Raw genomic sequence first — 26,114 nt, 5'->3', positions numbered from 1 at the left:
TCCCCTTACCTGGAACCTTTCTTCTTGGGCGCGTTGCCGGCAGGCTGTTGCTGTTGCTTGGCCTTGGCACGTACTTCCTCGATACCGCCGAGGATTTCACCCTTGAAGATCCACACTTTGACGCCGATGACGCCGTAGGTGGTGTGAGCTTCGTAAGTGGCGTAGTCGATGTCCGCACGCAGAGTATGCAGCGGAACGCGACCTTCGCGGTACCATTCGGTACGTGCGATTTCGGCGCCACCCAGACGACCTGACAGCTGAATCTTGATGCCGCCAGCGCCAAGACGCATTGCGTTCTGTACCGCGCGCTTCATGGCACGACGGAACATGACGCGACGCTCAAGCTGACCTGCCACGTTGGCAGCAACCAGCTTGGCATCCAGCTCGGGCTTGCGAACTTCTTCGATGTTCACATGCACCGGAACGCCCATCATCTCGGTCAGATCACGACGCAGACGGTCGACATCTTCACCTTTCTTGCCAATCACGATACCCGGACGGGCAGTGTGAATGGTGATGCGGGCATTGTTCGCCGGACGCTCGATGTGAATGCGGCTTACGGAGGCGCTTTTCAGACGCTCGTCCAGGAAGCTGCGCACTTCGAGATCGTTGTTGAGCTTATCGGCATAGGCGCCGCGCTCGGCATACCAGACAGAAGCATGGTCTTTGACGATGCCCAGTCGAATGCCTGTTGGATTGACTTTCTGACCCATCTGGTCGACTCCTACTTCTCGGCTACCTTGACGGTGATGTGGCAGGTGCGCTTCAAGATACGATCCGCGCGGCCTTTGGCACGCGGCTTGATACGCTTGAGCGTCATGCCCTCATCGACGCAGATGGTCGAGACACGCAGCTCGTCGATATCCATGCCGTTATTTTCTTCCGCGTTTGCAATGGCGGACTGCAGCACTTTCTTGACTAGCTTGGCAGCCTTCTTCGGTGAGAAGGTCAGCAGGTCGAGTGCTTCGGCGACCGGTTTACCGCGCACCTGGTCAGCCACCAAACGGGCCTTCTGGGCGGATAAACGAGCGCCACGCAGCTTAGCTGTGACTTCCATCTCTCAATCCTCTCTGGCTTACCGTTTGGCTTTCTTGTCCGCCGCATGCCCGCGATAAGTGCGAGTGGCAGCGAATTCGCCCAGCTTGTGACCAACCATTTCCTCGGAGACGTGCACCGGGACGTGTTGGCGACCGTTATGGACAGCGATTGTGAGGCCTACCATGTTTGGCAGGATCATCGAACGACGCGACCAGGTCTTGATCGGTTTACGGTCGTTCTTCTCCACTGCAGCCTCTACCTTCTTCAAAAGATGAAGGTCAATGAAGGGACCTTTCTTTAGTGAACGTGGCACAGCCGTTACCTCTTAATGTCTTGGCAATTTAGATCAACGCGTCTTGTTACGACGACGTACGATCAGCTTGTCGGTGCGCTTGTTCTTACGCGTCTTGTGACCCTTGGTCGGCACGCCCCACGGAGTAACCGGGTGACGGCCACCGCTGGTGCGGCCTTCGCCACCACCGTGCGGGTGATCCACAGGGTTCATCGCGACGCCGCGAACTGTCGGACGCACGCCTCTCCAGCGCTTCGCACCGGCCTTGCCAAGTTGACGCAGGCTGTGCTCGGAGTTGCTCACTTCGCCCAGGGTCGCGCGGCACTCGGCCAGCACCTTGCGCATTTCGCCAGAGCGAAGACGCAGGGTGGCGTAGTTACCTTCACGAGCAACCAGCTGAGCGCTAGTACCGGCACTGCGAGCAATCTGCGCGCCTTTACCCGGTTTCAGTTCGATACCGTGAACGGTAGAACCGAGCGGGATGTTACGCAGCGGCAAGGCATTGCCTTTCTTGATGGGCGCGTTGACACCAGATTCCAGCACGTCACCGGCGCTGACGCCTTTCGGTGCAATGATGTAACGACGCTCGCCATCGGCATATTTCAGCAGCGCAATGTGCGCACTGCGGTTCGGGTCGTGCTCCAGACGCTCAACGGTGGCCGGAATGCCATCCTTGGTGCGTTTGAAGTCGATCAACCGATAGTGATGACGGTGACCACCGCCCACGTGGCGGGTGGTGATGCGACCGTAGTTGTTACGGCCACCGGACTTGGACTGTTTTTCCAAAAGCGGTGCATAAGCACGGCCCTTGTACAGCTCCTCACCAACGATCTTGACGACGTGGCGACGACCGGCGGATGTGGGTTTGGTCTTGACGATTGCCATTATCCGTACTCCTGCCCTTATTCGGCGCCAGAGAAGTCTTCGAGCGTTTCACCCGCAGCCAGGGTCACATACGCCTTGCGGTAACCCTTACGCAGGCCAACGCCGTGAGCAGTACGCTTGGTTTTACCCTTGACGTTCAGTACCTGAACGCCACCGACCTTCTTGCCGAACAGTGCTTCAACGGCTTTCTTGATCTCGGGCTTGGTAGCATCGGGTGCCACCTTGAAAACGTACTGGTTGCGCTCGGCTGCCATCGCGGCCTTTTCGGTCACGTGCGGTCCAAGCAGAACCTTGAATACGCGTTCCTGGTTCATGCCAGCTTCTCCTCGAATTTACGCAGGGCGGAGACGGTGACCAGGACCTTGTCAAAGGCAACCAGGCTCACCGGATCAGCGGCAGCGACATCCACCACGTCAACGTGGGGAAGGTTGCGTGCGGCCAGATAGAGCGTTTCGTCGACTTCTTCAGTGACGATCAACACTTTCTCAAGGTTGAGCTCTTTCAGCTTGGCAGCTACCTGCTTGGTCTTCGGCGCTTCTACGCTGAACTCTTCAATCGCGACCAGGCGCTCTTGACGGACCAGCTCAGACAGGATGGAGCGCATCGCCGCGCGGTACATTTTGCGGTTTACTTTCTGGGTGTAGTCCTGAGGACGCGCCGCGAAAGTAACACCACCACTGCGCCACAGCGGAGAGCGGATAGTACCAGCGCGTGCACGACCGGTACCCTTCTGACGCCACGGCTTCTTACCACCGCCACGCACGTCGGAACGGCTCTTTTGAGCGCGTGTACCCTGACGACCAGCTGCCAGATAGGCAGTGACGACCTGATGCACCAGCGCTTCGTTGAATTCTTTGCCAAAAGTGGCGTCGGCTACTTCAACGGTACCCGCGCCTGCAGCAAGATTCAGATTCATTGGTAATTATCCCCTTCAGCCAGCTTTCACGGCGCTGCGAACGATCACGTTGCTACCGGTCGCTCCCGGTACAGCGCCCTTGATCAGCAGCAGGTTACGCTCGGCGTCGACACGGACGATCTCAAGGCTCTGCACGGTGCAACGGGTGTTACCCATTTGACCGGCCATTTTCTTGCCCTTGAATACGCGACCAGGTGTCTGACACATGCCGATAGAACCCGGCGCACGATGCGACAGGGAGTTACCATGGCTGTTGTCTTGGGTACGGAAGTTCCAGCGCTTAACAGCACCCTGGAAGCCTTTACCCTTGGAAGTGCCAGTCACGTCGATCTTTTGACCAGCTTCGAAGAGGGATACGGTGAGTTCGCCACCCACTTCAGGAGCTTCTTCGCCTTCTGCAAGGCGGAATTCCATCAGTGAACGACCAGCCTCGACACCCGCCTTGGCAAACTGACCCGCTTGCGCTTTGGTGAGGTGTTTGGCTTTACGAGAACCAGTAGTGACCTGAACCGCTGCGTAGCCGTCAGACTCAAGCGTCTTGACGCGCGTTACACGGTTAGGATCAACTTCAATAACGGTCACGGGCACAGATGCGCCATCTTCGGTAAAGACGCGGGTCATCCCGGCCTTGATACCGACTAAACCGATAGTCATGCTCAGTCTCCTATAGTGTACGGGGCTATCACCCGCTATGGCTGCCCTTTCCAGAGCATTCCACTAGCACATTGTGTGGCGCCTCACGGCGCGGCGGCTGCTGCTCTCGACAGATGGCGATGAGCGCTGGGCCGCAAAGTGTCTAGTGTATTAGTCGAGCTTGATTTGCACGTCTACGCCAGCGGCGAGGTCGAGCTTCATCAGCGCATCAACGGTTTTCTCGGTCGGCTCAACGATGTCGAGCACACGCTTGTGAGTGCGAATCTCATACTGATCGCGCGCGTCCTTGTTGACGTGCGGAGAAATCAGGATGGTATAGCGCTCGCGGTTGGTCGGCAGCGGGATCGGACCACGAACCTGAGCACCAGTACGCTTAGCGGTTTCAACGATTTCCGCAGTGGACTGATCGATCAGGCGATGGTCGAACGCTTTCAACCGAATGCGAATCTTTTGGTTCTGCATTTGCCCTAAACTCCAATGGATGTCGACGGCGCGAGCCGTCTACCCACGCATTCAAAGGATGCGCATTATAGGCACGCCAATCGGCCATGTCAAACATTTGCGATTGGTGCGCAGAAAAGGGGGCTCTTGCGAGCCCCCTTGCATCATCAAGCCAACAGCTTACTTGACGATCTTGGCTACGACGCCAGCACCTACGGTACGGCCACCTTCGCGGATAGCGAAGCGCAGACCTTCGTCCATGGCGATCGGAGCGATCAGGGTGATAACCATTTTGATGTTATCGCCCGGCATTACCATTTCAACGCCTTCCGGCAGTTCACAAGTACCGGTTACGTCAGTGGTACGGAAGTAGAACTGCGGACGGTAGCCCTTGAAGAAAGGCGTGTGACGACCGCCTTCTTCCTTGGACAGTACGTATACTTCGGCTTCGAACGTGGTGTGCGGGTTGATGGTGCCCGGCTTGGCCAGAACCTGGCCACGCTCGACGTCATCACGCTTGGTACCACGCAGCAGGGCGCCAACGTTCTCACCTGCACGACCTTCGTCGAGCAGCTTACGGAACATTTCAACGCCAGTTACGGTGGTTTTGGTGGTATCGCGGATACCCACGATTTCCACTTCTTCACCGGCTTTCACGATGCCGCGCTCTACACGACCGGTAACAACAGTACCACGGCCAGAGATAGAGAATACGTCTTCGATCGGCATCAGGAACGGCTGGTCGATGGCACGCTCCGGCTCAGGGATGTACTCATCCAGAGCCTTGATCAGGTTGGTCACGGCAGTAGTACCCATGCCGTTCTCGTCTTCACCGTTCAGAGCCATCAGCGCAGAACCAGTGATGATCGGCGTGTCGTCACCCGGGAAGTCGTACTCGTTCAGAAGTTCACGAACTTCCATTTCGACCAGCTCGAGCAGCTCTTCGTCATCGACCATGTCCGCTTTGTTCAGGAACACAACGATGAACGGAACACCAACCTGACGAGACAGCAGGATGTGCTCGCGAGTCTGCGGCATGGGGCCGTCAGCGGCAGAACATACCAGGATAGCGCCGTCCATCTGAGCAGCACCAGTGATCATGTTCTTGACGTAGTCAGCGTGTCCCGGGCAGTCAACGTGCGCGTAGTGACGCTCTTCAGACTGGTACTCAACGTGAGAAGTCGCGATGGTGATACCACGCTCACGCTCTTCCGGTGCGTTATCGATAGTATCGAATGCACGCCAGTCGCCGCCGAAAACCTCAGCAGACACGCGGGTCAGGGCCGCTGTCAGAGTCGTTTTACCGTGGTCGACGTGACCGATGGTGCCGACGTTGACGTGCGGTTTGGAACGTTCAAATTTTTCCTTAGCCACTGCTATAACCTCTTTACGTTAGCTAACGGTTAACCGTTTTGGTTGATGACGGCTTCAACGACGCTGGAGGGCGCCTCCTCGTACTTCGCGAACTCCATAGAGTAGCTCGCACGGCCCTGGGTCTGTGAGCGCAGATCGGTTGCGTAACCGAACATCTCACCCAGTGGCACCGTTGCACGAATGACTTTACCAGAGGAAGAGTCATCCATGCCCTGCACCAGGCCGCGACGACGGTTCAGGTCGCCCATGACGTCACCCATAAAATCTTCGGGGGTCACGACTTCGACCTTCATCACCGGCTCCAGCAGCACGGCCTTGGCCTTCCGGGCACCTTCTTTCACTGCCATGGAAGAAGCAATCTTGAACGCAGTCTCGTTCGAGTCCACGTCATGGTAGGAACCATCAAACAGCGTGACTTTGACGTCGATCATCGGGTAACCGGCGATGACACCGTTTTTCAGCTGCTCGAAAGCACCCTTCTCAACCGCAGGGACGTATTCCTTGGGAACCACACCACCCACGATTTCAGAGTTGAACTTGAAGAAGATCTCTTCTTCGCCTTCACCCTTCTCTTCTGCAGTCAGCGGCTCGATGCGCAGCCAGACGTGACCGAACTGACCACGACCACCAGACTGACGAACGAACTTGCCTTCCTGCTCGACGCTGCCGCGAATGGTTTCGCGGTAGGCGACCTGCGGCTTACCGATATTGGCTTCTACCTTGAACTCGCGACGCATACGGTCAACGATGATGTCCAGGTGCAGCTCACCCATACCGGAGATGATGGTCTGACCGGTCTCTTCGTCGGTCTTGACCTGGAACGAAGGATCTTCCTGGGCCAGCTTGCCAAGCGCAACGCCCATTTTCTCTTGATCAGCTTTAGATTTCGGCTCAACAGCAACCGAGATCACCGGATCCGGGAACTCCATACGCTCGAGAACGATCTTGTCATCGATATCGCACAGGGTGTCACCGGTGGTGACGTCTTTCAGGCCGATACAGGCCGCGATGTCGCCCGCCAGTACTTCCTTGATCTCTTCGCGTGTATTAGCGTGCATCTGAACGATACGACCAACGCGCTCTTTCTTCTGCTTGACGGAGTTGTAGACGCCGTCACCAGACTTCAGAACGCCCGAGTAGACGCGAATGAAGGTCAGAGTACCAACGAAGGGGTCGGTAGCAATCTTGAACGCCAGTGCAGCAAACGGAGCATTATCGTCAGCTTCACGAGTTGCGACAGTACCATCCTTGTCGTCCAGCTCACCTTCAATGGCCTTGACTTCCGTTGGTGACGGCAGATATTCAACTACTGCGTCCAGAACCGCCTGAACACCTTTGTTCTTGAAGGCAGAACCACAGGTGACTAGAACGACTTCGCTTGCCAATGTACGGGCGCGCAGGCCTGCCTTGATCTCAGCGACGCTCAGCTCGCCTTCTTCAAGGTACTTGTCCATCAGCTCTTCAGAGGCCTCGGCAGCGGCTTCGACCATCTGCTCACGGTACTCTTCAGCGGTTTCGACCAACTCTGCAGGGATATCTACAAGCTCATAGCTCGTTCCAAGGTCTTCCTCGTTCCAGAGGATAGCCTTCATCTCGATCAGGTCGATAACGCCCTTGAAGTCTTCTTCCGTGCCCCAGTTGATCTGGATCGGCACGGCGTTGGCACCCAGGCGCTCTTTCAGCTGGTCGACAACCATGAAGAAATCAGCGCCGGTACGGTCCATCTTGTTGACGAACACCATGCGCGGAACTTCGTACTTGTTGGCCTGACGCCATACGGTTTCGGTCTGCGGCTGAACGCCGGAGGAACCGCACAGTACAACGACCGCACCATCGAGAACACGCAGAGAACGCTCAACTTCGATAGTGAAGTCAACGTGCCCGGGGGTGTCGATGATGTTGATACGGTGCTCATCAAACTGATGATTCATCCCCTTCCAAAAGGTGGTTACAGCAGCAGAGGTGATAGTGATACCACGCTCCTGCTCCTGCTCCATCCAGTCGGTCGTAGACGCACCCTCATGCGTTTCGCCCAGCTTGTGGTTTACGCCAGTGTAAAACAGTACACGCTCAGTGGTGGTAGTTTTACCTGCGTCGACGTGAGCCACAATCCCCAGGTTACGGTAGCGATTAAGCGGTGTTTTGCGTGCCACGGTGAAACTCCCGTTAGTTGGCGATGCTCGTTGATCCAGCGGTGCCATTTCTGCTTATGCCACCGCCGCCATCGACAACGATAGCGGCGGCGTGTTGCAACATGACGATAAAGACTTTTAACGCACTGCAACCGACAGAAAAAGACACGAGCCCAGAAACGTCGAGCTTAGAAACGATAGTGAGAGAAGGCCTTGTTGGCTTCTGCCATACGGTGCACGTCTTCACGCTTCTTGACAGCAGAGCCTTTGCCCTCAGCGGCATCCAGCATTTCACCTGCCAGGCGCTGAACCATCGTTTTCTCACCGCGACGACGCGCAGCGTCTACCAGCCAGCGCATTGCCAGCGCTTGGCGGCGTGACGGACGAACTTCAACCGGCACCTGATAAGTAGCACCACCCACGCGGCGCGACTTTACTTCGACCATCGGCTGGATGGTTTCCAGCGCCTTGTCGAAGATTTCCAGCGGCTCTTCTTTACTACGCTCGGCAACCTTGTCCAACGCACCATAGACGATGCGCTCAGCTACGGACTTCTTGCCGCTGACCATCAGGTGGTTCATGAACTTCGCCAGACGCTCACTTCCGAACTTGGGATCCGGCAGGATTTCGCGTTTAGCTACAACTCTTCTTCTAGGCATGATAAGCCCTCAATTAAGGATCCTTCAGGTAAACCCGGAACCTGCTTGCGCCTTTGGCGCCGCCCGACCTTACTCTTATCAGACCATCATATTCGGTTAAAAGGTAACACCGCAGCGCTCCATGAGGCTGCGTTCAGCGCCTTAGGACTTCGGACGCTTGGTACCGTACTTGGAACGACCCTGCTTACGGTTCTGTACGCCAGAGGTGTCAAGGGCGCCACGAACGGTGTGATAACGCACACCTGGCAAATCCTTTACACGACCGCCGCGAATCAGAACAACAGAGTGCTCCTGGAGGTTGTGACCTTCACCACCGATGTAAGAAGAGACTTCGAAACCGTTGGTCAGGCGCACACGGCAAACCTTACGCAGGGCCGAGTTCGGCTTCTTGGGGGTGGTGGTGTAAACGCGCGTACAAACGCCGCGCTTTTGCGGGCATGCCTGAAGCGCAGGCACGTCACTCTTGGTGACGGGGCGCTTGCGCGGCTTGCGCACTAGCTGATTAATCGTTGCCATGGTGTTTAGCTGACTCCAATGGTTGCCTTGGCCTATTAACAAATGCAAGCAGCGGATGCGGGCGCACCCACCCCACTGTTAAAGGCTGCGCATTCTAAAGGCTGACCCTGCCTGGCGTCAAGCCCTGGCGGTGGTTTACCGCCAGGTTCCTGCCATTCAGGGCCAGCCGCTCTTGGCTGCTCGTGGCCTGTCCTGGGTTACAGATCGTCGTCTGAATCCAGGGCGGTCAACTGAGCACCCAGCTCCTGCTCAACCTCGGTAGCCGAGGGGTTGAACAGACGCTCTACGTCTTCGCGCTTGCGACGACGCTCTGCGTGGTGAGTCAGACCGGTACCTGCCGGAATCAGACGTCCAACTACCACGTTTTCTTTCAGGCCACGCAGGTAATCGCGCTTGCCGGTTACCGCCGCTTCGGTCAATACGCGGGTCGTTTCCTGGAACGACGCCGCCGAAATGAACGATTCGGTGGCCAAGCTGGCCTTGGTGATACCCAGCAGCAAGCGTTGGTACTTGGCCGGGAACTTGCCTTCTTTCTCCAGACGCTCGTTCTGCTCCAGCACGCGCACCAGTTCTGCCTGGTCGCCGGTGATGAAGTCAGAGTCGCCGGAATCGGTGATCTCTACCTTGCGTAGCATCTGACGCACGATGACTTCGATGTGCTTGTCGTTGATGCCTACACCTTGCAGACGGTATACGTCCTGTACTTCGGCAGTGATGTACTTGGCCAGCTCCGCCACACCCAGCAGGCGCAGGATGTCGTGCGGGTTGCTCGGGCCATCGGAAATCACTTCGCCCTTCTCGACGGCTTCGCCTTCGAAGACGGCGATTTGACGCCATTTCGGAATCAGCGCTTCGAACGGATCGCCAGACTCCGGGGTAATCGTCAGACGACGCTTGCCCTTGGTCTCTTTACCGAAGCTCACCACACCGCTGATTTCCGCGAGAATGGCCGACTCTTTCGGCTTACGCGCTTCGAACAGGTCGGCTACCCGCGGCAGACCACCGGTGATGTCCTTGTTACCCGAGGCTTCTACCGGGATACGGGCAACGACTTCACCCACACCGATGGTCGAGCCGTCGTCCACGGAGATGATCGAGTTGCCGGGCAGCAGGTACTGTACCGGCGTGTTGGAACCGGACACGGACACGTACTCGCCTGCGGCGTCCTGCAGCATCACCATCGGGCGCTTGTCGCGGCCGGCCATCGGGCGGGCAGCCGTCTCGATGACCTCGATGGAGGAGAGGCCGGTCATTTCATCGACGCTGCGGTGCATGGTGACACCTTCGTCGAGATCGATGAACTGGGCCTTACCTTCCACTTCCGCAATGATCGGATGGGTGTGCGGGTCCCACTTGGCCACGACCGTGCCAGCGTCGACGACGTCACCGTCGCGAACCGACAGCTCGGCACCGTAAGGCAGCTTGTAGTACTCACGCTCACGACCGTGATCGTCGGCGACGGCCAGGGCGCTTGAACGAGACACCACCACCAGCTTGCCGTCGGCACGCTCAACGTGCTTGATGTTGTGCAGGCGTACTTTACCGCCGTGCTTCACCTGTACGCTGTCGACCGCCGAGGAACGCGATGCCGCACCACCGATGTGGAACGTACGCATGGTCAGCTGGGTACCCGGCTCACCGATGGACTGGGCAGCGATGACACCCACCGACTCACCGATGTTGACCTGATGGCCACGCGCCAGGTCCCGACCGTAGCAGGACGAACAAACGCCGTGCGCGGTGTCACAGGTGATGGTGGAGCGCACGATGATCTCGTCCACCCCCATGGTGTCCAGCGACGCACACCACTTCTCGTCGAGCAGCGTGTTGCGCGGGATCAGCACTTCTTCGGTGCTCGGATCGATGACGTCCTGCGCCACTACCCGGCCCAGGACACGCTGTGACAGCGGTACGATGATATCGCCACCCTCGATGATCGGGTGCAGCGTCAGACCGTTCTCGGTGCCACAGTCGGTTTCGGTGATCACCAGATCCTGGGCCACGTCGACCAGACGACGAGTCAGATAACCGGAGTTGGCCGTTTTCAGGGCCGTATCCGCCAGACCTTTACGCGCACCGTGGGTCGAGATGAAGTACTGCAGTACGTTCAGACCTTCACGGAAGTTGGCCACGATGGGGGGTTCGATGATCGAGCCATCCGGCTTGGCCATCAGACCACGCATACCCGCCAGCTGACGGATCTGGGCGGCGCTACCACGGGCACCGGAGTCGGCCATGATGAAGACGCTGTTGAAGGAGTCCTGCTCCACTTCATTGCCTTCACGGTCGACGACGGTCTCCTTGGAGATACCCACCATCATCGCCTTGGCCACCTTGTCGTTGGCCTTGGACCAGATGTCGATAACCTTGTTGTACTTCTCGCCTGCGGTCACCAGACCGGACGAGAACTGGTCTTCGATCTCTTTGACTTCGGCTTCGGCCGCGTCGACGATCTCGGTCTTGGCGTCGGGAATGACGAAGTCGTTGACACCGATCGAGGCGCCGGACCAGGTCGCCAGACGGAAGCCGGTGTACATCAGCTGGTCAGCGAAGATGACCGTGGGCTTGAGGCCCGCACGGCGATACACTTCATTGATCAGGCTGGAGATCGCCTTCTTCTTCATCGGCTGATCGATCAGCGCGAACGGTACCCCTTCCGGCAGAATGCGGAACAGCAGGGCACGGCCCACCGTGGTGTCGTACAGGCGACGATGCTCGGAGCGCTCGCCGGTCTCTTCGTCGACATCCACTTCATCCAGGCGCACTTTGACGCGAGCATGCAGCGAGACGGACTGAGTACCGAAGGCACGCTCTACCTCGTTGAGGTCAGAGAACACCATGCCTTCGCCCTTGGCGTTGATCTTTTCGCGGGTCATGTAGTACAGACCCAGAACAACGTCCTGCGACGGTACGATGATCGGCTCGCCGTTGGCTGGCGACAGCACGTTGTTGGTGGCCATCATCAGCGCACGCGCTTCGAGCTGGGCTTCCAGGGTCAGCGGTACGTGGACCGCCATCTGGTCACCGTCGAAGTCGGCGTTGTAAGCCGCACACACCAGCGGGTGCAGCTGGATCGCCTTGCCTTCGATCAGCAGCGGTTCGAACGCCTGGATACCCAGACGGTGCAGGGTCGGTGCACGGTTGAGCAGTACCGGGTGTTCGCGGATGACGTCGGCCAGAATATCCCAAACTTCCGGCAGTTCGCGCTCGACCATCTTCTTCGCGGCTTTGATCGTGGATGCATGGCCCAGCGACTGCAGCTTGGAGTAGATGAACGGCTTGAACAGCTCGAGGGCCATCTTCTTCGGCAGACCACACTGGTGCAGACGCAGGGTCGGGCCCACGGTGATGACCGAACGGCCGGAGTAGTCGACACGCTTACCCAGCAGGTTCTGACGGAAACGGCCCTGCTTACCCTTGATCATGTCGGCAAGGGATTTCAGCGGACGCTTGTTGGAGCCAGTGATGGCACGGCCGCGACGGCCGTTGTCCAGCAGCGCATCCACCGCTTCCTGCAGCATACGCTTCTCGTTGCGCACGATGATGTCCGGCGCATTGAGGTCCAGCAGACGCTTCAGGCGGTTGTTACGGTTGATCACACGACGGTAGAGGTCGTTGAGATCGGAGGTCGCGAAGCGGCCACCGTCCAGCGGTACCAGCGGACGCAGGTCCGGCGGCAGCACGGGCAGCACTTCCATGACCATCCACGCCGGCGCATTGCCGGAGTGGTAGAACGCTTCGAGCAGCTTCAGGCGCTTGGAGAGCTTCTTGATCTTGGTTTCAGAGTTGGTCTGCGGAATCTCTTCGCGCAGCGTGTTGATCTCTTCTTCCAGATCGATGTCCTTGAGCAGTTCCTGAACGGCTTCGGCACCCATGCGGGCGTCGAAGTCATCGCCGAACTCTTCCAGGGCTTCGAAGTACTGCTCGTCGTTGAGCAGCTGACCACGCTCCAGCGTGGTCATGCCCGGGTCGATGACCACGAAGCTTTCGAAGTACAGCACGCGTTCGATATCACGCAGGGTCATATCGAGGAACATGCCGATACGCGACGGCAGTGATTTCAAAAACCAGATGTGAGCGACCGGCGAGGCCAGCTCGATATGGCCCATGCGCTCACGGCGCACGGCAGCCTTGGTGACTTCGACGCCACACTTCTCACAAATGATGCCACGGTGCTTCATGCGCTTGTACTTGCCGCACAGACACTCGTAGTCCTTGACCGGGCCAAAGATCTTGGCGCAGAACAGACCATCCCGCTCCGGCTTGAAGGTACGGTAGTTGATGGTCTCGGGCTTCTTCACCTCGCCAAACGACCAGGAGCGAATCATGTCCGGCGACGCGAGGGTAATCTTGATCGCGTCGAACTCTTCGGACTGAGACTGCGATTTGAGTACTTTCACCAAATCTTTCATATGACGGCTCCTAGCTCTCTAACTCGATATCGATGCCCAGCGAGCGGATTTCCTTCACGAGTACGTTGAAGGATTCCGGCATGCCTGCCTGCATGGTGTGGTCGCCATCCACGATGTTCTTGTACATCTTGGTGCGGCCTTCGACGTCGTCCGACTTGACGGTGAGCATCTCTTGTAGCGTGTACGCAGCGCCGTAGGCTTCCAACGCCCACACTTCCATCTCACCGAAGCGCTGACCACCGAACTGTGCCTTACCACCCAAGGGCTGCTGAGTCACCAGCGAGTAAGAACCGGTAGAACGCGCGTGCATCTTGTCGTCTACCAAGTGGTTGAGCTTCAGCATGTACATGTAGCCAACGGTGACCGGGCGGTCGAAGGCATCGCCGGTACGACCATCGTACAGCGCCATCTGACCGGATTCCGGAATGTCTGCCAGCTTCAGCAGGTGCTTGATCTCGTGCTCTTTGGCACCGTCAAACACCGGCGTGGCCATGGGCACACCGCCTTTGAGGTTTTTCGCCAGCGCGATGATTTCCTCGTCGGTCAGCGAATCGATGTCCTCCATGCGGGTGCCAGGCGTGTTGTAGACCTGCCCCAGGAAGTCACGAATTTCCGCAACCTGCTGGCCACGCGCATCACGCAGCATGGCCTCGATCTTGACGCCCAGGCCGCGTGCCGCCATGCCCAGGTGGGTTTCCAGGATCTGACCGACGTTCATGCGCGACGGTACACCCAGCGGGTTCAGTACCACGTCCACCGGCTCGCCCTTCTCGTCGAACGGCATGTCCTCGATGGGCATGATCGCGGAGATAACACCCTTGTTACCGTGACGACCGGCCATCTTGTCGCCTGGCTGGATGCGACGCTTGACCGCCATGTAGACCTTGACGATTTTCAGCACGCCCGGCGCGAGATCGTCGCCCTGGGTCAGCTTGCGTTTCTTGTCTTCGAAACGCTCGTCCATCTCTTTACGGCGGTTTTCGAGCTGCTCATCGGCTTGGGCCAGCAGTTCGTTGTAGGCTTCGTCCTGCATGCGCAGCTTGAACCACTGCTGACGGGGCAGTTCGTCCAGGTACGTCTCGCTCAGCACGTCGCCTTTTTTCAGGTTCGGGCCACCGTTGACGGCCTGACCTTCCAGGGTGCGCTTCAGGCGCTCGAACGTCGCGTCTTCGGCGATCCGGTAGGTCTCCTGCAGGTCCTTGCGTACTTCGTCCAGCTGCATCTGCTCGATGGACAGGGCACGGGAGTCCTTCTCGACGCCGTCACGGGTGAACACCTGAACGTCGATGACCGTACCCTTCATGCCGGTGGGGGCGCGCAGGGAGGTGTCTTTCACGTCAGAGGCTTTCTCACCGAAGATGGCGCGCAGCAGCTTCTCTTCCGGCGTCAGCTGGGTTTCACCTTTCGGCGTTACCTTACCCACCAGAATATCGCCGGGGCCGACTTCAGCGCCGATGTACACAACGCCCGCTTCGTCCAGCTTGCCCAGCGCCGATTCACCGACGTTGGGGATATCGGAAGTGATCTCTTCCGGCCCCAGCTTGGTGTCACGAGACACACAGGTCAGTTCCTGAATGTGAATCGTGGTGAAGCGATCTTCCTGAACGACACGCTCGGAGAGCAGGATGGAGTCTTCGAAGTTGTAACCGTTCCAGGGCATGAACGCGATGCGCATGTTCTGGCCCAGAGCCAGATCCCCCATGTCGACAGACGGGCCGTCGGCCAGAATATCGCCGCGTGCCACGCTGTCGCCAGGCCGCACAATGGGGCGCTGGTTCATACAGGTGTTCTGGTTGGAGCGGGTATACTTGGTCAGGTTGTAGATGTCGACGCCGGCTTCGCCGCCGATGATCTCATCTTCATTGACCCGCACCACCACACGACGCGCATCCACGGAGTCGATGACGCCGCCTCGGCGCGCCACGGCACATACGCCGGAGTCGCGGGCCACGAAACGCTCCATGCCGGTACCGACCAGCGGCTTGTCGGCACGCAGGGTCGGAACGGCCTGACGCTGCATGTTCGCACCCATCAAGGCGCGGTTGGCATCATCGTGCTCCAGGAACGGGATCAAGGCTGCTGCGACCGATACCACCTGACGCGGAGACACGTCCATCAGCGTCACTTGCTCAGGACGCATGAAGGTGGTTTCGCCGCGATGGCGTACCTGCACCAGGTCATCGATCAGCTTGCCAGACTCGTCTACTGCCGCCGACGCCTGGGCGATAACGAAGTCGCCCTCCTCGATCGCCGACAGGTGAACGATGTCGTCAGTGACCTGACAGGCATTCACTTTGCGGTACGGCGTTTCCAGGAAGCCATAGCTGTTGGTATGGCTGTAGGTGGCCAGCGAGTTGATCAGACCGATGTTCGGGCCTTCCGGCGTTTCGATCGGGCACAGACGACCGTAGTGCGTAGCGTGTACGTCACGGACTTCGAAGCCTGCGCGCTCACGGGTCAGACCGCCCGGACCGAGTGCCGATACACGACGCTTGTGAGTCACCTCGGAAAGCGGGTTGTTCTGGTCCATGAACTGGGACAGCTGGCTGGAACCGAAGAACTCTTTCACCGCCGCCGCCACGGGCTTGGCGTTGATCAAGTCCTGGGGCATCAAGCCTTCGCTCTCCGCCATGGACAGACGCTCTTTCACCGCACGCTCGACGCGCACCAGGCCTACACGGAACTGGTTCTCGGCCATTTCGCCAACGCAGCGGATACGACGGTTGCCCAGGTGGTCGATATCGTCGACGTCACCAAAACCGTTACGGATGTTGATCAGCTCGCGCAGCACATCGAGGATGTCCTTGCGGTCCAATACACCGGAGCCCACGTCGGAGTCACGACGCAGACGACGGTTGAACTTCATCCGGCCCACGCCCGACAGGTCGTAGCGGTCTTCGGTGAAGAACAGGTTGTGGAACAGCGTTTCGGCGGCTTCCTTGGTGGGCGGCTCGCCAGGACGCATCATGCGGTAGATTTCGACCAGCGCTTCCAGCTGCGAGCTGGTGGTGTCCAGCTTCAGGGTGTCGGAAACGAAGGAACCGCAGTCCAGGTCATTGGTGTAGAGCGTTTCGATCTGGGTAATGCCGCCCTGAGCCATGCGCTCCAGCACTTCTGGGGTAATTTCGGTGTTGCACGGGCAGATCAGCTCGCCCGTCCTGGTGTCGATCTGGTCTTTGGCCAGCGTCTTGCCGAACAGGTACTCCATCGGCACTTCCAGACGCTCCAGACCCGCTTTTTCCAACTGGCGGATGTGCTTCTGGGTGATCCGACGACCTTCTTCGACGATCAGTTCACCATCGGCACCCTTGATGTCGAAGGTGGCGGTTTCACCGCGCAGACGCGACGGAACCAGCTCCACGGAGAAGCCAGACTTTTCGATATGGAAGGTACTGGTTTCGAAGAACTCGTCGAGGATCTCTTCGGTACTCATGCCCAGCGCGCGCATCAGCACGGAAGCCGGCAGCTTGCGACGACGGTCGATACGCACGAAGACGTTGTCTTTCGGGTCGAACTCGAAGTCGAGCCATGAGCCACGGTAAGGAATCACGCGAGCAGAGTAGAGCAGCTTGCCGGAAGAGTGGCTCTTGCCCTTGTCATGATCGAAGAACACACCGGGTGAGCGGTGGAGCTGGGAAACGATTACCCGCTCGGTACCGTTGATAACGAAGGTACCGTTCTCGGTCATCAGGGGGATTTCCCCCATGTAGACTTCCTGCTCTTTGATATCCTTGATAGCCTTGTTCGAGGAGTCGCGATCATAGATGATCAAGCGAACCTTGACGCGCAGCGGGGCGGAGTAGGTCACGCCACGCAGCTGACACTCCTTCACATCGAACGCCGGCGTACCGAAGCGATAGCTGACATACTCCAGCGCGGCGTTACCCGAGAAGCTCTCGATCGGGAACACGGACTTGAATGCCGCGTGCAGACCCACTTCGTGCCGCTCATCAGGCGAACGATCCTGCTGGAGAAAGTCGTAGTAGGAATCAAGCTGGATGGCCAGCAAGTAAGGCACATCCATCACTTGGGGCAGTTTGCCGAAATCCTTGCGGATGCGTTTTTTCTCAGTATATGAGTAAGCCATCTGTATTCCCCAGCTTGTTCACCATGGGTGACCGATGCGTGGTCATCTGCCCGCGGGCGTTTCAGACGCAGACAGCAAGCTCCTTAATCGGTAGCTCGCCGTCAAAAATCTTGATAGATAACAGTGTTACGGTAGTGCTGTCCGCGCTTCGTTGTTGCCTGCCGACACGCTCACGCTTTACAACTGACGCATTACAACAACGTACGCTTCACAACAACGGTCCTGCTATTGTGCTGCTTTTTACCGCAGCGGCTCTGTCGTTTCGCTGCACGGCAGCATATTACAACAGAAAAAGGCCGGCAGCGGGATAGCCCGCCGCCAGCCGTGGAAGCTTACGCAGCGCGTAAAGCCATCAGCACAAGGATTACTTGAGCTCGACGGTTGCGCCAGCTTCTTCCAGCTTCTTCTTGGCAGCTTCAGCGTCGTCCTTGGACATCGCTTCTTTGATGGTCGCCGGAGCGCCGTCAACAGCGCCTTTGGCTTCTTTCAGGCCAAGACCGGTGATTTCACGAACGGCTTTGATGACGTTAACTTTCTTGTCACCAGCAGACGCCAGTACCAGGTCGAATTCGGTCTGCTCTTCAGCAGCTTCGCCAGCAGCAGCCGGACCAGCCATAACAGCTGCGGCAGCAGAAACGCCGAATTTCTCTTCCATCGCTTCGATCAGCTCGACAACTTCCATTACGGACATGTCGGCTACAGCATTGATGATATCGTCTTTGGTCAGTGCCATTGTTCCATTCCTAACTTTGCGGGAGTCTCGGACAACCGAGAACTCGGGATTTATTGCAGGTTCAGGCGGCGTGTCGATAACGCGGCCCGCAAGAAACGCTGCTTAGGCAGCTTCGGCTTCTTGCTTCTGGTCGCGCAGGGCGGCCAGGGTACGAACCAGCTTGCCAGCGGAGGCTTCTTTCATGACCGACATCAACTTGGCAATTGCCTCGTCGTAAGTCGGCAGGGTTGCCAGACGATCGATGTCAGCAGCCGGAATCAGCTCACCTTCGTAGGCCAACGCTTTGACTTCGAAGTTCTGCTCGGCTTTGGCAAACTCCTTGAACAGACGAGCGGCAGCGCCCGGATGCTCAGTGGAGAAAGCCAGCAGAGTAGGACCAACGAAGCTCTCGTTCAGACACTCCCACTGGGTGCCTTCGAGTGCGCGGCGAGCCAGCGTGTTACGAACAACACGCAGCTCTACACCATTCTCACGCGCCTGCTTGCGCAGATCGGTCATTTTACCGACCGTGACGCCGCGAGAATCGGCAACTACGACGGAGAGTGCGCCCTTGGCCGCTTCACTGACCTCGGCAACAATCGCTTTCTTGCCTTCAAGTGCTAGTGGCACAGTGATCACTCCTTCGTGCCGAAACCCGTCAAGGTTCCGGAGGTTACCATCTCTTCCAGGCCCAACAGCGGCACAGGAAGCCTTAGGGGATGGTGCTCACCAGAAAGCGGTTGCTAAAAGCGTTAACCAACTGGCGGCCACACCATCTGCGCAGGCGCTTTAGGGCGATTAAGCCGCCACTTCAGAAAAGCGGCGGCACCTGCGGTCTTTGACGGTGCCTCATCTGGCATAAAGCTCAGCGAGGGACCGCAAAGTTCTTGCTCGGTTCCAGCCACCGGCAACACGAGATTTCGCTCGTGCCGCCAGCGGGACTATCCTCGACTCGCTTAAACCAGCGAGGAGTGGTCGATAGTCAAACCCGGGCCCATGGTAGTGGACAGGGTGAATTTCTTGAAGTAGATGCCTTTGGAAGAGCTCGGCTTGAGCTTCTTCAGGTCAGCTACCAGTGCTTCCAGGTTACCCTGAACAGCGGTCGCGTCAAAATCGACCTTACCCAGCGTAGTATGGATGATGCCGTTCTTGTCGGTACGGAAACGCACCTGACCCGCTTTGGCATTCTTGACCGCAGTGGCCACATCAGGCGTCACGGTACCGACCTTCGGGTTCGGCATCAGGCCGCGCGGACCGAGGATCTGGCCCAGCTGACCGACAACGCGCATGGCATCCGGAGAAGCGATGACGACGTCGAAATCCATCACGCCTTTCTTGACCTGCTCGGCCAGCTCTTCCATACCCACGATGTCAGCGCCAGCTTCTTTAGCCGCATCGGCGTTGGCACCCTGAGTGAACACAGCCACGCGAACCTCTTTACCGGTGCCGTTAGGCATGACGGTAGCGCCACGAACGACCTGGTCGGATTTACGCGGGTCAACACCCAGGTTGATCGCAATGTCCAGAGACTCTTTGAACTTCACGGTTGACAGCTCAGCAAGCAGGGCAACGGCTTCTTCCAGAGAGTAAGCCTTGTTGCTGTCTACTTTCTCGCGAATCATCTTGGCGCGCTTGGACAGTTTAGCCATGATTAGAGACCCTCCACGTTTAAGCCCATGCTGCGAGCGCTACCAGCGATGGTACGCACTGCGGCTTCAAGATCAGCAGCCGTCATGTCAGGCTCTTTGGTCTTGGCGATCTCTTCCAGCTGCGCACGTGTCACGGTGCCAACCTTCTTCTTGTTCGGCTCACCAGAACCGGACTTGATGCCCGCTGCTTTTTTCAGCAGTACGGCAGCAGGCGGTGTCTTGGTGACGAACGTGAAGCTACGGTCTGAGTAGACGGTAATTACGACAGGCGTCGGCAGGCCCGGCTCAACTTCTTGAGTCGCGGCGTTGAACGCCTTACAGAATTCCATGATGTTCACGCCGTGCTGACCCAGCGCGGGGCCTACGGGCGGACTCGGGTTGGCTTTACCTGCAGCAACCTGCAGTTTGATGTAAGCCTGTACTTTCTTGGCCATGATAATTACTCCAATTGGGTGATAACGCCTGACGGCTCCCCGGTACGCGTAAAGCAGCGCGGGGCTGCTTTACATGAATCCAGGACGGCACCCACGGCGCCATCCTGCAACAATTTGAAATTACTCTTTTTCTACCTGAGAGAACTCAAGCTCTACAGGCGTCGCACGGCCAAAGATCAGCACGCTGACCTGCAGACGGCTCTTGTCGTAGTTCACCTCTTCAACAACACCGTTGAAATCGGCAAATGGACCATCGATGACACGCACGGACTGACCCGGCTCGAACATGGTCTTGGGACGCGGCTTGTCGGTGCCGTCCTTCACACGACGAAGAATGGCTTCGGCTTCGCGACTGGTGATGGGCGCCGGCTTCTCTTTGGTGCCACCAATGAACCCCATGACACGCGGCGTTTCGTTCACCAGATGCCAGGTTTCGTCGACCATCTCCATCTCGACCAGCACATAGCCAGGATAAAACTTGCGCTCACTCTTGCGGCGCTTGCCGTCGCGCATCTCGACCACTTCTTCCGTCGGCACCAGGATTTCGCCAAAGCGATCTTCCATGCCATACATTTTCACACGCTCGATCAGCGAGCGCATGACATGCTTCTCAAAGCCGGAATAAGCGTGGACGACGTACCAACGTTTGGACATGAAAACTCCTAACCAATAACGCCGGACATCGCCCAGCCAAGAAGAGTGTCAATCAACCACAGCATCAACCCCACCACCAGCACCGCCACCAGTACGATGGCAGTCGTTTGAATGGTTTCAGGACGGGTTGGCCATACAACGCGCTGAATCTCTTTCCTGGCGCTGACAGCAAGCTCGATCAGGTCGCGACCCTTGGCGGTAGTGAGTGCAATCAATCCTGCCAATGCACACAGCACAACGACACCAAGGACACGATAGAGCAGGCCAATATCGGCGAAATAGGTATTACCAACGATTGCAACAACAAGCAGCGCTACAGTCGCCGCCCACTTGAGCCCGTCATGGCGCGTCTGTTGCACCTCATCGCCATGTTTTACGGAACTAGGCTTCATAAAAACGAGACTCCTAAGGGTGCAGCGAGCGACAAAGGAATTCTAGAAAGACATGCCAACCTGGGGAAGATTGGCAGGCCAGGAGGGAATCGAACCCCCAACCTGCGGTTTTGGAGACCGCTGCTCTGCCAATTGAGCTACTGGCCTGTATCGTCAAATGCGCAATTTACTACCTGCGCAAGAGCGGGCGCCATGATAGCGAAAATTTTTCCGCCTGACAACCCTTACATCACACCCGCTGCCGCGGGCGAATACAAAAAAAGCGAGCATCGCTCGCTTTTTTCGCAATATGGAGCTCATGGACGGAATTGAACCGTCGACCTCACCCTTACCAAGGGTGTGCTCTACCCCTGAGCTACATGAGCCAAACACATCAAACTGGAGCGGGCGGCGGGAATCGAACCCGCACCATCAGCTTGGAAGGCTGAGGTTCTACCATTGAACTACGCCCGCCGAACTTGCCTGAAGAATGACAATCCGCTGCACGAGAAACAGTAGCTAATGCCCGCTTACCGGCCTTTCATTCACAAGCACTGACAAATCAGCACTCATACAATCTGGTGGAGAGGGAAGGATTCGAACCTTCGAAGCTTTCGCGGCAGATTTACAGTCTGCTCCCTTTGGCCACTCGGGAACCTCTCCAGCTGTGGCGGCACATTATGCCAGCCCTCAAAACAGTGTCAAGCCAAAATCTCTTTATTTTCGAGACTTTTACTGTCTACTGATTTAACCAATCAGCGTTGCGACTCGACCACATCTGCTTTGGAACGCGCTGCATTCTGTCAAAGCAGCATGGAGAATGCAAGCCCTGCGCGAATTTTTTCCAACGAAACCGGCTCCGGCACCTGCGGCGCACCCGACATCTTGCCTGCGCGCTCGGCGAAGGTCAGCGGAAATGTGGCTTCGAGGCCGCCATACACCATGTCGGGCCAGACGGCATGGGGCACCTGGACCCCGCGCGACACCACCCGCGCATCCCCGCCCGTCAACAGCATGGGCAGCGCCACGCCTTGCTGGTCACATACCTCACTGTAAATGCGATTGATGGCACTGACCGCCGCCATGTAGATGCCATGGTTGACGGCATCCACCGTGCGCCTGCCAGGCTCCAGCAGCGCATCGGCCTCGCTATCGGGGTCGATGGCCACATTGCGGGTGCCCAGCTTGAGACTCTCCTTCATCAACCGTAACCCCGGGATGATGAAGCCCCCCAAATGCCCCCCGCCCGGCAACACGAAGTCGATGGTAATGGCACTGCCGCAGTCCACCGCACAGCAGCCGCCGGCCAGCTGGTAACCCGCCAAGGCCCCCATCCAACGGTCTACGCCCAGGCGGCCGGGCTCCTCATAGCCATTGACGACGCCCAGCGCCTCGGGTGTCGAGCGCGCCACATGGACCTGACGCACCTGGCGGCGGAGCAGGGCGACAGTTTCGTCCAGCACGGCGGCCCTGGCCACGCTGGAAATGCGCACCGCTTCTACTACGCCCAGGTCCGGAATATCCGCCCCTGGACGCCACTCCTCCCGGGTCCATACGGCCCCGCGTGAGCGGATCTCGCTGCTCTCGGCATCCTTGAGCCGCCACTTCGACAGCGTGTTGCCGATATCCAAATCCAGAATCATAGACGCCTACGTACGCTAATCTCACCGCCCGACAGGCGTCGCGAGTGACCGTTTTCAGTAACCCACAGGTTACCACTTTCATCGACATCGCCTGCAACGGCGTCGCTGGTGCGCCCCCCCTGGATGACCCGAATGGGCAACCCTGAGTAAGCATGGCGCTGGTTCCAGGCGTCGAGCCAGGGCGCGAACCCACCGCTCTCGAACCCCGCCAACATGCTCAGCAGCCCAGCGACCATGTCTGCCGCCAGCTGATTACGTGAGATACCGGGCTGCGTATCGAATAACGCGGCCACCGGCTGGTCGATGGTCGCCCGCAGGCTATCCGGCAGCATCAAGTTCATGCCGATGCCGATTACTACTTCACAGGGGCCAGCGGCATCGCCGGTCACTTCGATCAAAATGCCCGCCAGCTTGCCCAGCTCGCCCTCGTTTTCGGCCAACAGCACGTCGTTGGGCCACTTCAGCTTGGGCGCCACGCCATACTGCTCGAGCACCTGAGAGACCACGACGCCCACCGCGAGACTTAGCCCCTCCAGAGCATTGACGCCGGATTCGAAGCGCCAGCCCGTGGACACCATCAGACTCTGCCCCCAGGGCGTCGACCAGACACGGCCGCGCCGCCCCCGCCCTGCCGTCTGCAACTCGACGAAACACACTTCGCCGTGGCCTGCACCCTGTGAAAACCGCTCACGCAGGTACTCGTTACTGGAAGGCAGCTGGTCTTCGACGAACAGACGCGCCAGCAGGTGGCGGGCATCCGCAGGTAGCCGTTCGACGATACGCGCGCCATCCAACGGCTCGAGCGGGTAAGCCAGGCGATAGCCTCGCCCTTTGACGGCGACCAGCTCGACGCCCAGCGCTTCGAGTTTCTTCAACTGTTTCCACACGGCGGCTCGGGAAACGCCTAACGCCTCCCCTAACTGTTCACCGGAATGAACCTCGCCATCGCTCAACAAACGCATCAGGTTACCGATGGTCATGTGCCTGCCCCAACTGGGAAAACGCCTATCTTAACGGAACCGTCACGAAGGCGAAAACTGCCGCGTTTAGGTTATTGACTTGGTGCTTTATTTAAGACAGCGCTGGTAGTGGACCGTACCCAGACCCTATAATGCCGCCCTATTTTTCCAGCAGGATCGCGTCGTGATCGAGAATCTTCGCAACATTGCCATTATTGCCCACGTTGACCACGGTAAAACTACCTTGGTAGACAAACTGTTAAGCCAGTCCGGAACGCTCGACCGCAAGGCCGAGGGTCAGGAGCGAGTCATGGACTCCAATGACCAGGAGAGAGAGCGCGGCATCACCATCCTGGCCAAGAATACGGCTATTCAGTGGCAAGATAGCAATGGCAAGGATTACCACATCAACATCGTGGACACCCCTGGGCACGCCGACTTCGGCGGTGAAGTAGAGCGCGTCATGTCCATGGTGGACTCTGTGCTGCTGCTGGTCGACGCCGTGGACGGCCCGATGCCACAAACTCGCTTCGTGACCCAGAAAGCCTTCTCGCAGGGCCTCAAGCCCATCGTGGTGGTCAACAAGATCGACCGCCCCGGCGCACGGCCTGACTGGGTCATCGACCAGATCTTCGATCTGTTCGACAACCTGGGCGCCACCGACGACCAGCTCGACTTCCCGATCATCTACTGCTCGGCCCTGAACGGCATTGCGGGCATGGACCCGGAAGAGCTGGCCGACAACATGGACCCGATGTTCCAGGCCATCGTCGATATCGTCGAGCCGCCGAAAGTCGAAGTCGATGGGCCGTTCCAGATGCAGATCTCTGCCCTGGACTACAACAGCTACGTCGGCGTCATCGGCCTGGGCCGCATCAAGCGCGGTTCCGTGAAGCCCAACCAGCAGATCTCGGTGATCGGCGTGGATGGCAAGGTGCGCAAGGGCAAGATCGGCCAGGTCATGACCCACATGGGCCTCGAGCGCGTACAAACTACCGAAGCCACCGCTGGCGATATCGTGTGCATTACCGGTATCGAAGAGCTGTCCATCTCGGACACCCTGTGTGACCCGAGCGCCGTCGAAGCCCTACCGCCGCTGTCCGTAGACGAGCCCACCGTCTCGATGACCTTCCAGGTCAACGACTCGCCGTTCGCAGGCAAGGATGGCAAGTTCGTCACCAGCCGCAACATCAAGGATCGCCTGGACCAGGAGCTGATCCACAACGTGGCGCTGCGCGTCGAGCAGGGCGAAACGCCCGAGAAGTTCAAGGTCTCTGGCCGTGGCGAACTGCACCTGTCGGTACTGATCGAAACCATGCGTCGTGAAGGCTTCGAGCTGGCCGTTGGTCGCCCCGAGGTCATCATCAAGGAGATCGACGGCGTCAAGCAGGAGCCCTACGAAGAAGTCATCATCGACTGTGAAGAGCAGCATCAGGGCTCGATCATGGAAGAGCTGGGCTACCGCAAGGGCGAGCTGACCAACATGAACCCGGATGGCAAGGGCCGTGTGCGCCTCGACTTCATCATCCCGGCACGTGGCCTGATCGGCTTCCGTGGCCAGTTCCTGACGCTGACGTCGGGCACCGGCATTCTGACCAGCCGTTTCGACCATTACGGCCCGCTGAAGCCCGATGCCGCCATCGAGCGTCGCAACGGCGTCATGGTCTCCATGGTGGATGGCAAGGCGCTGGCCTACGCTCTGTATACACTGCAAGAGCGCGGCAAGCTGATCATCGACCACGGTACCGAAGTGTACGAAGGCATGCTGGTCGGTATCCACAGCCGCGCCAACGACCTGGTGGTCAACCCCACCAAGGGCAAGAAGCTGGATAACATGCGCGCGTCGGGCAACGATGAAAACATCGTGTTGACGCCGCCGGTGAAGTTCACGCTGGAACAGGCTATCGAGTTCCTCGACTCCGATGAGCTGGTCGAAGTGACGCCGAGCTTCATCCGTCTGCGCAAGAAGCTGCTGAAAGAGAACGAGCGCAAGCGCTCCAGCAAGAAGTAAGCTGACCGCTGACACCGAAAGCCCGCCATCGTGCGGGCTTTTTGCTATCTCGACCCATGGTCGACTGGGCTGAACGGGCCACAAATATCATCATTAACGCAACCTAAACGCTAGCGCGCTGGAAAGCGCGGGCATTCTATCGCACAGTAATGCAACCGTTGACGCCCAAGGTGCGTTGACACGCTACACTTCCTACAAGTGTTTGGATACCTACCCCCATCCGACACCACTATCAGGGACACTCCTGCGCATGAGCGGTCTTGACGTCCTCCCCG

The 26,114-nt window shown here is 58.2% G+C and carries 23 protein-coding genes and 4 tRNA genes; 1 reads left to right on the top strand and 26 read right to left on the bottom strand.

Annotated features, from left to right (window positions below; all coding sequences use genetic code 11):
* Window positions 1-5 precede the first annotated feature (5 nt).
* The 26 genes from rpsC to B7L71_RS16555 form a co-directional block, all read right to left on the bottom strand.
* A complete protein-coding gene (gene rpsC / locus B7L71_RS16680; protein ID WP_016915778.1) occupies window positions 6-713 on the bottom strand; it encodes a 30S ribosomal protein S3 in 708 nt (235 codons plus the stop codon).
* Between the two features lie 11 nt (window positions 714-724).
* A complete protein-coding gene (gene rplV / locus B7L71_RS16675) occupies window positions 725-1,057 on the bottom strand; it encodes a 50S ribosomal protein L22 (RefSeq protein ID WP_010626471.1) in 333 nt (110 codons plus the stop codon).
* Between the two features lie 18 nt (window positions 1,058-1,075).
* Window positions 1,076-1,351, bottom strand: coding sequence for a 30S ribosomal protein S19 (gene rpsS, locus B7L71_RS16670; protein WP_009098993.1), 276 nt, complete (start codon window positions 1,349-1,351; stop codon window positions 1,076-1,078).
* A 33-nt stretch (window positions 1,352-1,384) separates the two neighbouring features.
* Complete coding sequence (gene rplB / locus B7L71_RS16665) at window positions 1,385-2,215, bottom strand: 50S ribosomal protein L2 (RefSeq protein WP_016915777.1); 831 nt, start codon at window positions 2,213-2,215, stop codon at window positions 1,385-1,387.
* Between the two features lie 17 nt (window positions 2,216-2,232).
* Window positions 2,233-2,529, bottom strand: a complete 297-nt coding sequence (gene rplW / locus B7L71_RS16660) for a 50S ribosomal protein L23 (protein WP_016915776.1) — start codon at window positions 2,527-2,529, stop codon at window positions 2,233-2,235.
* Entirely contained in the window at window positions 2,526-3,131 is a 606-nt protein-coding gene (gene rplD, locus B7L71_RS16655) for a 50S ribosomal protein L4 (RefSeq protein ID WP_081139242.1), read from the bottom strand. The genes rplW and rplD overlap by 4 nt, the downstream gene beginning before the upstream one ends.
* A gap of 15 nt (window positions 3,132-3,146) precedes the next feature.
* Window positions 3,147-3,785, bottom strand: a complete 639-nt coding sequence (rplC, locus tag B7L71_RS16650; RefSeq protein WP_016915774.1) for a 50S ribosomal protein L3 — start codon at window positions 3,783-3,785, stop codon at window positions 3,147-3,149.
* A gap of 150 nt (window positions 3,786-3,935) precedes the next feature.
* Window positions 3,936-4,247, bottom strand: coding sequence for a 30S ribosomal protein S10 (gene rpsJ, locus B7L71_RS16645; RefSeq protein ID WP_009098983.1), 312 nt, complete (start codon window positions 4,245-4,247; stop codon window positions 3,936-3,938).
* Window positions 4,248-4,406: 159 nt separating this feature from the next.
* Window positions 4,407-5,600, bottom strand: coding sequence for an elongation factor Tu (gene tuf / locus B7L71_RS16640; RefSeq protein WP_081139241.1), 1,194 nt, complete (start codon window positions 5,598-5,600; stop codon window positions 4,407-4,409).
* Between the two features lie 29 nt (window positions 5,601-5,629).
* Complete coding sequence (gene fusA, locus B7L71_RS16635) at window positions 5,630-7,753, bottom strand: elongation factor G (RefSeq protein ID WP_016915772.1); 2,124 nt, start codon at window positions 7,751-7,753, stop codon at window positions 5,630-5,632.
* Between the two features lie 167 nt (window positions 7,754-7,920).
* Complete coding sequence (gene rpsG, locus B7L71_RS16630) at window positions 7,921-8,391, bottom strand: 30S ribosomal protein S7 (RefSeq protein ID WP_016915771.1); 471 nt, start codon at window positions 8,389-8,391, stop codon at window positions 7,921-7,923.
* A 141-nt stretch (window positions 8,392-8,532) separates the two neighbouring features.
* Window positions 8,533-8,907 (bottom strand): 30S ribosomal protein S12, encoded by a 375-nt coding sequence (gene rpsL / locus B7L71_RS16625; RefSeq protein WP_009098973.1) that lies wholly within the window; start codon window positions 8,905-8,907, stop codon window positions 8,533-8,535.
* Between the two features lie 197 nt (window positions 8,908-9,104).
* Window positions 9,105-13,319, bottom strand: a complete 4,215-nt coding sequence (gene rpoC / locus B7L71_RS16620) for a DNA-directed RNA polymerase subunit beta' (RefSeq protein ID WP_081139239.1) — start codon at window positions 13,317-13,319, stop codon at window positions 9,105-9,107.
* A gap of 10 nt (window positions 13,320-13,329) precedes the next feature.
* Window positions 13,330-17,406 (bottom strand): DNA-directed RNA polymerase subunit beta, encoded by a 4,077-nt coding sequence (gene rpoB, locus B7L71_RS16615; RefSeq protein ID WP_016915769.1) that lies wholly within the window; start codon window positions 17,404-17,406, stop codon window positions 13,330-13,332.
* Between the two features lie 364 nt (window positions 17,407-17,770).
* Window positions 17,771-18,139 (bottom strand): 50S ribosomal protein L7/L12, encoded by a 369-nt coding sequence (rplL, locus tag B7L71_RS16610; RefSeq protein ID WP_016915768.1) that lies wholly within the window; start codon window positions 18,137-18,139, stop codon window positions 17,771-17,773.
* A gap of 102 nt (window positions 18,140-18,241) precedes the next feature.
* The gene (rplJ, locus tag B7L71_RS16605; RefSeq protein ID WP_081139238.1) at window positions 18,242-18,748 is read right to left on the bottom strand and encodes a 50S ribosomal protein L10; all 507 of its coding nucleotides are present in this window, start codon (window positions 18,746-18,748) and stop codon (window positions 18,242-18,244) included.
* 326 nt (window positions 18,749-19,074) lie between these two features.
* On the bottom strand, window positions 19,075-19,767 hold the full coding sequence (gene rplA, locus B7L71_RS16600) for a 50S ribosomal protein L1 (RefSeq protein WP_081139236.1): 693 nt from the start codon (window positions 19,765-19,767) through the stop codon (window positions 19,075-19,077).
* Between the two features lie 2 nt (window positions 19,768-19,769).
* A complete protein-coding gene (gene rplK / locus B7L71_RS16595; RefSeq protein WP_081139235.1) occupies window positions 19,770-20,201 on the bottom strand; it encodes a 50S ribosomal protein L11 in 432 nt (143 codons plus the stop codon).
* 120 nt (window positions 20,202-20,321) lie between these two features.
* Entirely contained in the window at window positions 20,322-20,855 is a 534-nt protein-coding gene (nusG, locus tag B7L71_RS16590; RefSeq protein ID WP_016915764.1) for a transcription termination/antitermination protein NusG, read from the bottom strand.
* Window positions 20,856-20,863: 8 nt separating this feature from the next.
* Entirely contained in the window at window positions 20,864-21,247 is a 384-nt protein-coding gene (secE, locus tag B7L71_RS16585) for a preprotein translocase subunit SecE (protein ID WP_016915763.1), read from the bottom strand.
* Window positions 21,248-21,318: 71 nt separating this feature from the next.
* Window positions 21,319-21,394 (bottom strand) — tRNA-Trp (locus tag B7L71_RS16580).
* Window positions 21,395-21,537: 143 nt separating this feature from the next.
* Window positions 21,538-21,612: transfer RNA gene (locus B7L71_RS16575), tRNA-Thr, on the bottom strand.
* A gap of 14 nt (window positions 21,613-21,626) precedes the next feature.
* Window positions 21,627-21,700, bottom strand: a tRNA-Gly gene (locus B7L71_RS16570).
* 105 nt (window positions 21,701-21,805) lie between these two features.
* Window positions 21,806-21,889, bottom strand: a tRNA-Tyr gene (locus tag B7L71_RS16565).
* Between the two features lie 140 nt (window positions 21,890-22,029).
* On the bottom strand, window positions 22,030-22,869 hold the full coding sequence (locus B7L71_RS16560) for a type III pantothenate kinase (protein WP_081139233.1): 840 nt from the start codon (window positions 22,867-22,869) through the stop codon (window positions 22,030-22,032).
* Window positions 22,866-23,849 carry a biotin--[acetyl-CoA-carboxylase] ligase gene (locus B7L71_RS16555; protein WP_081139232.1) on the bottom strand — a complete coding sequence of 328 codons (984 nt, stop codon included), beginning with the start codon at window positions 23,847-23,849 and terminating at the stop codon, window positions 22,866-22,868. Before B7L71_RS16555 ends, B7L71_RS16560 begins: the two co-directional genes overlap by 4 nt.
* Window positions 23,850-24,012: 163 nt before the next feature.
* On the opposite strand from B7L71_RS16555, the gene typA reads away from it, so the two are divergent.
* Window positions 24,013-25,839, top strand: coding sequence for a translational GTPase TypA (typA, locus tag B7L71_RS16550; protein WP_016915760.1), 1,827 nt, complete (start codon window positions 24,013-24,015; stop codon window positions 25,837-25,839).
* The last annotated feature ends 275 nt before the right edge of the window (window positions 25,840-26,114 follow it).

Source organism: Halomonas sp. BC2 (genome assembly GCF_002078115.1).
In the GTDB taxonomy this organism is placed as follows: domain Bacteria; phylum Pseudomonadota; class Gammaproteobacteria; order Pseudomonadales; family Halomonadaceae; genus Vreelandella; species Vreelandella stevensii.
The sequence above is the reverse complement of the archived record's forward strand: the minus strand, read 5'-3'. Positions and strand labels throughout refer to the sequence as shown.

Bases quoted from the DNA above. Each gene is read 5' to 3' on its own strand.
- rpsC (WP_016915778.1), bottom strand. From the start codon at position 713: ATGGGTCAGAAAGTCAATCCAACAGGCATTCGACTGGGCATCGTCAAA.
- rplV (WP_010626471.1), bottom strand. From the start codon at position 1,057: ATGGAAGTCACAGCTAAGCTGCGTGGCGCTCGTTTATCCGCCCAGAAG.
- rplB (WP_016915777.1), bottom strand. From the start codon at position 2,215: ATGGCAATCGTCAAGACCAAACCCACATCCGCCGGTCGTCGCCACGTC.
- rplW (WP_016915776.1), bottom strand. From the start codon at position 2,529: ATGAACCAGGAACGCGTATTCAAGGTTCTGCTTGGACCGCACGTGACC.
- rplD (WP_081139242.1), bottom strand. From the start codon at position 3,131: ATGAATCTGAATCTTGCTGCAGGCGCGGGTACCGTTGAAGTAGCCGAC.
- rplC (WP_016915774.1), bottom strand. From the start codon at position 3,785: ATGACTATCGGTTTAGTCGGTATCAAGGCCGGGATGACCCGCGTCTTT.
- rpsJ (WP_009098983.1), bottom strand. From the start codon at position 4,247: ATGCAGAACCAAAAGATTCGCATTCGGTTGAAAGCGTTCGACCATCGC.
- rpsG (WP_016915771.1), bottom strand. From the start codon at position 8,391: ATGCCTAGAAGAAGAGTTGTAGCTAAACGCGAAATCCTGCCGGATCCC.
- rpsL (WP_009098973.1), bottom strand. From the start codon at position 8,907: ATGGCAACGATTAATCAGCTAGTGCGCAAGCCGCGCAAGCGCCCCGTC.
- rpoC (WP_081139239.1), bottom strand. From the start codon at position 13,319: ATGAAAGATTTGGTGAAAGTACTCAAATCGCAGTCTCAGTCCGAAGAG.
- rpoB (WP_016915769.1), bottom strand. From the start codon at position 17,406: ATGGCTTACTCATATACTGAGAAAAAACGCATCCGCAAGGATTTCGGC.
- rplL (WP_016915768.1), bottom strand. From the start codon at position 18,139: ATGGCACTGACCAAAGACGATATCATCAATGCTGTAGCCGACATGTCC.
- rplA (WP_081139236.1), bottom strand. From the start codon at position 19,767: ATGGCTAAACTGTCCAAGCGCGCCAAGATGATTCGCGAGAAAGTAGAC.
- rplK (WP_081139235.1), bottom strand. From the start codon at position 20,201: ATGGCCAAGAAAGTACAGGCTTACATCAAACTGCAGGTTGCTGCAGGT.
- nusG (WP_016915764.1), bottom strand. From the start codon at position 20,855: ATGTCCAAACGTTGGTACGTCGTCCACGCTTATTCCGGCTTTGAGAAG.
- secE (WP_016915763.1), bottom strand. From the start codon at position 21,247: ATGAAGCCTAGTTCCGTAAAACATGGCGATGAGGTGCAACAGACGCGC.
- B7L71_RS16560 (WP_081139233.1), bottom strand. From the start codon at position 22,869: ATGATTCTGGATTTGGATATCGGCAACACGCTGTCGAAGTGGCGGCTC.
- B7L71_RS16555 (WP_081139232.1), bottom strand. From the start codon at position 23,849: ATGACCATCGGTAACCTGATGCGTTTGTTGAGCGATGGCGAGGTTCAT.